This window comes from Bacillota bacterium, from assembly GCA_009711825.1.
GTDB lineage: Bacteria > Bacillota > Proteinivoracia > UBA4975 > VEMY01 > VEMY01.
Window position 1 is genome coordinate 1 of record VEMY01000049.1, and the last position, 9,165, is coordinate 9,165.

Consider the following 9,165-nt stretch of genomic DNA (forward strand, 5'->3'; position numbering starts at 1 on the left):
AATTGCTCTAATTCTCCCTTCCCTTCTGGTCAGCTTGTCCGGCAAATTGCGGACAATTAATAACGTCTACTGAAGGGCATTATGGGTTAGCAGTTACACGATATCGACAGGTGGTAATTGTTGAAAGATTGGGGTAACCGTTAAAAGTTAGCAGCAGGGAGTCCTCGCCACTATATGCTTTTTTGAGGGAAGAAATAAATAGCTATTTCCGCACCAAGGTTTCCGGTTTAGTGTCTTTGCTCCAATTTAGGACATCATGCAACTAATGGTCTCCTTTGACTGTACACTGTTTGCCATAACATCTAATTCTTACCGAACCATTCGTCCCCAGTAGGCAAGACTAAATAAGAGGTCGGTTGCATAAGCCAGCTGTCGGACTCGATTATAGCTTTTGCTGGGTTTCCTTCCTAAATGTCGAAATATATCGAAGTTTGTAATATGGAAAATCTGGACATTGTCAATTAAGGTGGTATACTAGTGGTGAAAAATTTAAGGATAAGCTGGAATCTAAGTTGACCGGTATCGGCATATTCAGTGGGTTGGACCATTACAACTCGGCGGCGCTTGTCCCATCTTTCAGCTTTGTAAGAAACATGACCATCTTAAATTGCACTAGAATTGGTAAAGTGGACGCGCCCCATAAAGCCCTTCAGTATTCTCCCGTAATTCTTGCTTTCTCATCATGAGGAAATTGTCTCACGAAACGGGAGGAGGTGCCCCATGTGGTATGAAAGGAGTCTGTATGAAAGCAAAAACATTTTTCATCTCACTATTAGGAGCTATATTTCTCGTAATTTTTTCTCTTTCTTCTATCTCATCTTACATTGAGCATTCATCACTAGGTAATATTAGTTTAGATAATGAATCTGACCACAAAATTGTTACTCATATGATGGTTCTTGGTATTAGTGACGTCGATGAATTAAGGTTTGTCAATACTATTAATGATTGGTCCAAATCTAATAACATAAGTATTGTTCGATCTGAAACAGATCAACGGACAAAAACAAGAATGTTTTATGTCTCTGGAAACAATAATTATTATGATAGATTAATTATTGATAATAAGAATACAAATGAAGACTTACATAATATTATTTTAGATTCAAGGTCAAGTTCTAACAGACTGGTAAAAGGTTTAGGAACAGATTACAAAATTTTGCCTATGACTACAGTGACTGCAGGTACGGAGGTAAATAACCTTTACTTCATCTACAGTAATCTAGAAGATATTTCATCATTAGACTCGTTACTAGCATCACATTTTTCAGAAGCCACTATTTCTTTTTCTGAGAATGCGGCCAACAGTTATGAGCCAGTGAAAATATTTGATGATTTTGGGTTGATAGCTGTTTTCATTGCAATAAATTTGTTATTGTTTATTTTTGTCAATAACCATATTCTTTCTTCGACAAAAAGGATATCCATCCAAAAAACGGAAGGCCGGAGTCTACTATATCTATGGTTCAATTTATCATTTAAGTATTTTTTAGCTTCTTTGGGAATTCTTCTTGGATTGGGTTTATTGCTGTCGAATTTTTTTGTAAGTTTCTTGGCTCAAAATTCCTTTGTTTATTATGGTAACTTCTTAAAGTTTTACGCTGCATACACAGTAGTATCTTTGGCTATTTCATTGCTACCTGCAATACTTGTTAATTTAATTATTCCGGTCCGTTCACTAAAAGGCCACAGTGGCTTAAAAGCCTATCTTAAATATCTCAGTCTGGCTAAAGTAATTGTGATTGTAGTTACCATAATGTATCTATTGCCTAATGTAAAATATGCAGGTCAAATTGCTAGATCGTTATCTCAAGAATCTGCCAAAGAAGAAGTTTACGAAAACTTATTTAGTTTTGATGCAATTTATGCAAAATATAGCGGATATTATGATCAGCATGTTTTCGGCAATGAAAATCAAATAATAACATATATGCAGGAAAATAATGGTTTATTTTCTTTTGCATCTACAGCTGCTATGGATATCCAGGGCCCTATATACTTGATTGATAAGCAATATTTAATAAATAAAAATATTTGGGAAGATAGCTTTGTCGGTAAAAGACTACTGTTTTCTATGAAGTATCAAAGTGGAAAAAGTGATTGGTTTGATTATGACGAGAATATAATTTTTGAAGTAGAAAGTCTAGAAAATTATGATGATTTACATTTAAGTATGAATACATTGTTTACAGCAGATCCATTTCTTAGAAGTGATGCAGTTTTATATTATAATGGTGATGAGAATCCAGCATCTCTTCTAAATAATATGTTTTTCTTTCAAGGCTCGCTAGATGATGCGCGAGAATATATTGAGCAGGTAATGATTCAACATGGTTTTCAGCCATGCTATCTAGTAAGTTCTTTTCAAGAGCAGTACTCATTAAGCAAGGCAAGATACATTAAGGAGGGGCTGCGTGACTTCATAGTAGGTTTACTATTACTGATAATCTATATTGACACTTCATTAACTTATTATAAGGCATATATGGAATCGAGAACAAAGAGCATTATGATAAAGTGGACCGAAGGCTTCTCTAGGTTTGAAATATTTGAATCAATATTCGCAAATAATCTACTTTTTCTCATTAGTGTTGTCATTGTTCTGGCCTTTATTTCTAGAACTGAGTTATTAATGCTTTCATATGTAGCTGTTTCGTTGTTTTTTGTTGAATTGTTTGTGTTGATGTTATTTATAATTAGATTAAGGTATAGCGATTTAAGGAGGTATTTATGAATATTAAATTTGTCAATGTATCAAAAAAATTCGATGATAAAATTATCTTGAATAATTTTTCTGATGAAGTAAAAAGTGGGGACTTTTGTTGTGTGTTTGGTGAATCAGGTAGTGGTAAAACTACTCTTCTAAATATGGTTGGGTTTCTCGAACCATATGAAGGCAAAATTCTCTATGATAACGATGAAGTTACTACTACGAAAGAAAAGCAGCGACTTTTATCTAGCTATATAGGATTTTTGTTTCAAGATTATGGTTTAGTGGAAAATGATACAGTGTACAACAACTTTTCTTTGATTAAAAATTTTAATAAAATTAAACACAAAGGTTTGGTGGAAGAGTGTTTGAAAAAAGTTGGCTTAGGGGGCTTTGTTAATAGAAAAGTGTATGCTCTTTCTGGAGGCGAGCAACAAAGGGTTGCAATCGCAAAACTATTATTTAAACAGCCTAAACTCATTTTGGCTGATGAACCTACTGCATCACTTGATTCTGAGAATAAAGCCCAAATCATCCAGTTACTATTAACACTTAATAATTCAGGGGCAACGGTATTATTAGTTACACACGACCAAGAGTTTAAAGAATATGCAAATCAAGTTATTGAGTTACTGCTATAAATTGATTTTTTAATTATTTATGAAAGGAGGTTAATCAATGAAAGCTAGAGTTAAGATGTTTTTAATTGTAGTGTGTTTCTTATTCTTGCCCGTTATATCAGCAAATGCAGAAATATTTGTAGACAGCTCGTCTTTTCACAGAATCTATTATTTAGACGGTGCGGCTGGACCTGGCATGTATACAACACTTTATTCCTTGAATTCAAGCGGAGACATTATTTACGCTCAGTTATTTGGATACAGAAACAATCAGTTTCTTTCTGAACGTCGTTATTCTGGAACGAGTAAGCCAAGAATTGCAGAAATTGTAGCATATTTTGATGGAGATTACCATTCTCATTCTCATGGAACACCGTAATTCGCCCATCACTATTTTCAAATAAACTTAACATAGCAGAATTCAATAACAGATTTTTAGGTAGTAAAAACTTGCTGTTGATCCAGCTTGGCGGTAGAAATCCTGAAAATTTGTCGGCGGTTACAGGTTCGTAAGGGGGGTAAGGCTGGCTGTCTTACCTCCCTTAAGCGTGCGACGGGCATTCGCGTGTAAACGGTAAACTAAAAGGGATGAATTGGGGGTGCAGACGAAAACCTGGACTTGTAAAAGTCAGGAGGTAGACCATGTATTCGTATGAAGACATCGTTGCGGCGGTTTTTTTGGAAGCATGGGGACGGTTCTTGCGCTCCCGTTTGCCCTAAATATAACTACCGCTCGTCTCTGGATTACCCCAAAGGCAATGTGGTGGGAGCAGGTTGGAATCCCATGACCGCCGTCACCTATCCAGGCGTGGGGCGCTATCATCCTACTATTATGATGTATAGCTATGACAGTGGCATCAACTTTAGGATTGAGAACAGCAGCATCGAAGCCGAGCTTTGTCGGCATATTTTTTTTAAAAGGCATGACCCAAAGGTGCTGGTTGATGGCAATGAGATGACTCAGGGCTCTGTCCAGGGTAGCATGACGATAAGCAACAGTGAATGTCAGGTGATGCCCCGGGCCAAGATTAGCCTGGTTGACAACATACTGACGGCCATATCTAATATATAAGGAATGAGCCATGGCTCATTCCTTATATATTTAAATATTAAAGAGGAAATTTTTCTGTATTGAAGAAAAAGAATATTGGTAGCTCTATTAGGTTTTATGATATGAGTTGGGTTTGCTAAATAAATTTCGGGAGTGGTCCTTTTTGCAGACAATTCTACCTCTGCGAGAGCAGGCAGCTATAACTAACCGCTGGCTGCAGCTTCGCTTAGAGACCCTGCTGCCAAACCTAATGGAACGGGAAGGAATCGATATGTGGGTGGTTATTGCCCGGGAAAATAACGAAGACCAACTGGCCCTTTCTTTGCTTCCTGCTCCCCTGCTTTCTGCCAGCCGTCGCACCATGCTGGTGTTTTTCCGTCAGGACGATACATTGGAACGATTAAACCTCAGCCCCAAAGGTTCGGCAATGGACCTGGTCTACGATTCGGTGCGTCAGGACAAGCAGAGCGACCAATGGCAGTTTTTGCGTGAGCTAGTGGCAGAGCGGAAACCCCGAACTGTAGCCGCCAACTTCTCTGAGACCTTCGCCGAGGCCGACGGCCTGACTAGTACTGACCATCGTCTTTTGCAAAAAGCCTTGGCAGGGCTGGACGTGGAACTGGTCAGCGGTGAAAGACTGGCAGTAGCCTGGTTGGAAACACGGACAACACCGGAGCTAGAAGCCTATACAGGGCTAAACCGCATTGCCCATGACATAATAGCTCAAGCCTTTTCCAGCAAAGTAATTCTACCCGGAGTTACCACTGCCGTTGATGTGGCGTGGTGGATGCGTCAGCGTATCCAAGATTTGGGCCTCAGGGCTTGGTTTCATCCCACCGTGAATATCCAGCGCCAGGGCGACAAAGCGGTGCCTGCAGAGGCAGTTATTCAGGGCGGAGACCTACTTCATTGTGATATGGGTCTGGTTTACCTGGGCCTGTGTACCGATACCCAGCAGCTGGCTTATGTGCGCCGTCCTGGCGAAGAGAGCGCTCCTCAAGACCTGGAGCGGGCGCTCGCTGCGGGCAACTTATTGCAGGACATCACCGTCGCCCAATTTGCAATCGGCAAAACCGGCAATCAGGTACTGGCAGATGCCCTGGCCCAAGCCTCAACTCAGGGTTTAAAGGCCCGGGTCTATACCCATCCCATCGGGGTTCATGGCCATGCCGCCGGACCAACCATCGGCCTCTTTGATAAGCAGGACTTTGTAGCCGGTAGCGGTGACTATCCCCTTTATGACAACACCTGTTATGCCCTGGAGCTGAACGTCATCACCTCGGTGCCTACCTTGGATCAGGATGTAATGATACCCTTGGAGCAGACGGTGGCCTTTACCCAAGGTAAAGTGCAGTTCTTGGGAGGGCGGCAGACCCGCCTCCACTTAATTTAGTTGACGGGAGCACGGGGACGGTTCTCTTGCTCCCTTTGGTTTTTATCTGTCGTTCCTAACCTTCCTTTCATACGCCTATGGTGTCTTCACTGAGCTTAAGCCACGGTTAAGTCTTACCTACCATGTAAGGAGACTAATGGGGTTTTTTTGTTGTCAAATTTTGAATGTAGTTCTGCTACATGGGAGCAGTAGAACCGTCCCCGCGCTCCTGCCCCGTGCTCCCGCAATTTACATGGGAGCAGTAGAACCGTCCCCGTGCTCCCGCCCCGTGCTCCCGCAGAACCGTCCCCGTGCTCCCGCCCCGTGCTCCCGCAATTTATTGTTGACGTTCAGGCGCAATAACGTTATAATATATCTAATCACATTAGGCAGGGGTGATTAATTGAGTTACTCAAGCGAAATATTGCGTGGCAACACCGAAACCATTATTCTGGCTATCCTCAGTAAAAAAGACTCATATGGCTATGAGATTATGAAGACAATTATTGAAGGCGGAAAGGGCCTGTTCACCATTAAGGATGCCACGGTCTACACTGCATTCAAACGTATGGAGAAGGAACAGTTAATCACCAGTTATTGGGGGGACGGAGATGGCAGTGCAAGGCGAAAATACTACAGAATTACCGACAAGGGCAGGGAGGTATATGCCCAGAAGGTTGAAGAGTGGAGAGAGATACAAGTTGTCCTAAATAACCTGATTGGGGGTGGCATGTAATGGAAAAGAAATTACGAAAGCTCATCAGAAGAAAATTTTCCTTGTATCCCAGAACTGAGAAGATTATTGAAGTCCAGGAAGAACTATATTCAATCATGCTTGATAAATATAGTGACTGTTTGGAAGCTGGGATGTCCAAAGAAGAAAGTTTCAAGCGGGCGACAGAGATGATCGCCGAATACAAGGACGCCATCAAGGAAGTAGAAACAGGAAGTTCTCTAAGTGCATTAAAGCAAAATCTCATCAACACTGCATCGTTTAGCGCTTTTTACTTTATAGCAGTAACTTTCGTTTATTTGTTTGTAAGCATGGTGGTACTCCAAACATTCGAGAATACCTGGCTGATTGTTGTCGGAGGCGTGTTCCTATACTTACTTTATTTCTCAGTCAGTGCATACCAGTATGCGAGATTATTCAACTTTAAAACGCTGGCCCGCTGTGGAATTGCCCTCGTCTATTTCAGCTTAATTCCTTTGCTTTATGTGTTTCCCTCGCTTTATTTGTCTGTCGTGCATGCTGAGAACATATGGTCTTTTAGCTGGCTTAGTGTTCTAATAATTGGTTTTCTATACATTATGTCTGACTACATAGTCTACAGAAAACAAATTTCTAGTCTAGAAAAAGATATTCATCTTCTGGCCGCAGGCTTCTTGCTAACGACTGTAGTGTATCTATCTGTATCAATTTGGTTCGGGCTCTGGAGCGTTACATGGCTTATATATGTTTTATATTTGGGGCTAGTTTCAATGGTGTTTTTTATTACAGAGAAAGGCAAGAAAAATATAAAAGGGAATAGAGAATCATGAGCGAGATTAGCATTTGCGTATTTGGCGATTCAATTGGCAAGGGCGTTGTATTGCATCCGGATCAGGGCCGGTATGAGCTAATCAAGATGAATGTGGGCAAGTTATTGGGAGTTCAAGAGCTTAAAGTGACCAACTACTCTAGGTTTGGCTGCACGGTCTCGAAGGGACTGTCAATTATCAAAAAACATGGCTGTGAGCTTGCCCGGTTCACCAGTGTATTTTTGGAACTGGGAGGCAATGATTGTGACTTTGCATGGAACGAAGTTGCCAAGGATCCCCAGAGGCAACATGCTCCCAAAACACCGCTATCAGAGTTTAAACGGTTGTATCGGCAGGTAATAGAGTTAATCCGTGATAATGGTGGCAATCCTGTTATTCTAACGCTACCACCCCTGGAGCCCTGGAGGTTTTTCGACTGGGTGTTTAGAGGTCTTGATAAGGATAACATTCTGAAATGGCTGGGCGATGTTGATATGATTTACCGGTGGCAAGAGTTATATAATGTTGAGGTCATGCTTTTGGCAGCGAAATTATCTGTGCCGATAATCGACATACGCAGTGCATTTTTGAAGTGCAAAAATTATAGCGATCTCTTATGCCCCGATGGTATTCATCCCAATAACGAGGGATACAATCTTATTTACAAAACCATTGCCGCTCAATATAAACTTGCCATATCTGTATAAGTGGCTGGTTGAAACATAAAAATTCTAACCCTGTTTAGATTGAGCTAAACGGGGTTTTGAGTTTAACGCGCACATAGTAGATCGCTAAATGGCTTCGAGGGAGTTGCTAAAGTCTTTTGTCCTCTGCTGCTCAGGGATAGCCCTGCAGAGGCACAAGTAAGAATGGAAGACCCTCATTTGCCCAGTATGGGCCGTGTTTCGTTAACTTTGTTCATATCATAGACTAGTTATAAGGCGAAATACGTGACAGAGGATGGCGTAAAAATGAACATTAAATCTCCTTTAATTGGGGTTTTAGTGAATTTCAATATCACCCGAAACTTAGCTTGGCAGTCTCCAAATTTTCGTATTCGGCTGCTACAAGAATGCAGTGACCAGTTAAAAATGTCCCTGTATTTTTTTACTGTAAAAGCTATAGATTTAAACCGCAAACAGATAACTGGCTATTATTTCAATAAGACCCGCCGTAAATGGCTTAAGGGTGAGTTCCCGTTTCCAGATGTTCTCTACGTTCGGGGAGGCGCCGGGAAATACATTTCTACTTTAGACAGATTTGTGCTCCAGTTGCGTGTTCAGGGGAGCCATGTTCTCAACTACCCCGCTTTTAATAAAAGAGAAGTCATGTCCCTGTTGGGAACAAACCAGAAATTACGCGGATATCTGCCTGACACTATTTACGACAACAGCCTTGACGGTTTGACTGCAATGTTGAACAGCAAAGGTTCTGCCTACTTGAAGGCTTGTAGGGGGAGAAAGGGCCTGCAGGTAATAAAGGTCTGCAAGTTGTCAAACGGACATTTCGAGAGCAGGTATTTACGTCAGCATGGTAAAAACAGCGGCGAAGTGGAAGTTAACCGTTTTAGCCGATTGAGCAAGCTATATCAGCATGTAAAAAAATTCTTTAGGAGAAGCCCTTATATTATCCAAGAGGCCATTGAGTTATTAACTCAAGTTTCGCACACCCAAAACCCTGCTGACCTCCTGAAGTAACTAGGTAAGTCAGCAATAAATTGGCCATAAAGCTCCCTAATGTGCTCCTGATTTAGTCTAGCCCTGTTCATGACATATACAGCGAATAGGCTGACCAATAATTGAAGAGCAGCAGTGAATGTTATGTCTTGCAGCTCATCGCAGCAATCGTAGAATAAATCACCAAGGGACCTGGCATCGGTGCTCCTTCGCTG

The 9,165-nt window shown here is 41.2% G+C and carries 9 protein-coding genes; all 9 read left to right on the forward strand.

The features are described from left to right. Positions 1-742: 742 nt before the first annotated feature. Positions 743-2,734: a hypothetical protein gene (locus FH749_13310; protein MTI96430.1), complete on the forward strand. Its 1,992-nt coding sequence runs from the start codon at positions 743-745 to the stop codon at positions 2,732-2,734. After that, positions 2,731-3,351, forward strand: coding sequence for an ATP-binding cassette domain-containing protein (locus FH749_13315; GenBank protein MTI96431.1), 621 nt, complete (start codon positions 2,731-2,733; stop codon positions 3,349-3,351). Before FH749_13310 ends, FH749_13315 begins: the two co-directional genes overlap by 4 nt. A 37-nt stretch (positions 3,352-3,388) precedes the next feature. After that, complete coding sequence (locus FH749_13320; GenBank protein MTI96432.1) at positions 3,389-3,709, forward strand: hypothetical protein; 321 nt, start codon at positions 3,389-3,391, stop codon at positions 3,707-3,709. Positions 3,710-3,982: 273 nt separating this feature from the next. Next, positions 3,983-4,402 (forward strand): hypothetical protein, encoded by a 420-nt coding sequence (locus FH749_13325; GenBank protein MTI96433.1) that lies wholly within the window; start codon positions 3,983-3,985, stop codon positions 4,400-4,402. Positions 4,403-4,631: 229 nt separating this feature from the next. Continuing rightward, positions 4,632-5,774 carry an aminopeptidase P family protein gene (locus FH749_13330; protein ID MTI96434.1) on the forward strand — a complete coding sequence of 381 codons (1,143 nt, stop codon included), beginning with the start codon at positions 4,632-4,634 and terminating at the stop codon, positions 5,772-5,774. Between the two features lie 382 nt (positions 5,775-6,156). Continuing rightward, entirely contained in the window at positions 6,157-6,489 is a 333-nt protein-coding gene (locus tag FH749_13335) for a PadR family transcriptional regulator (GenBank protein MTI96435.1), read from the forward strand. Beyond that, positions 6,489-7,295, forward strand: coding sequence for a hypothetical protein (locus tag FH749_13340; protein ID MTI96436.1), 807 nt, complete (start codon positions 6,489-6,491; stop codon positions 7,293-7,295). The genes FH749_13335 and FH749_13340 overlap by 1 nt, the downstream gene beginning before the upstream one ends. Further along, positions 7,292-7,981: an SGNH/GDSL hydrolase family protein gene (locus tag FH749_13345; GenBank protein ID MTI96437.1), complete on the forward strand. Its 690-nt coding sequence runs from the start codon at positions 7,292-7,294 to the stop codon at positions 7,979-7,981. Before FH749_13340 ends, FH749_13345 begins: the two co-directional genes overlap by 4 nt. Positions 7,982-8,245: 264 nt before the next feature. Beyond that, positions 8,246-8,971, forward strand: a complete 726-nt coding sequence (locus FH749_13350; GenBank protein MTI96438.1) for a hypothetical protein — start codon at positions 8,246-8,248, stop codon at positions 8,969-8,971. The last annotated feature ends 194 nt before the right edge of the window (positions 8,972-9,165 follow it).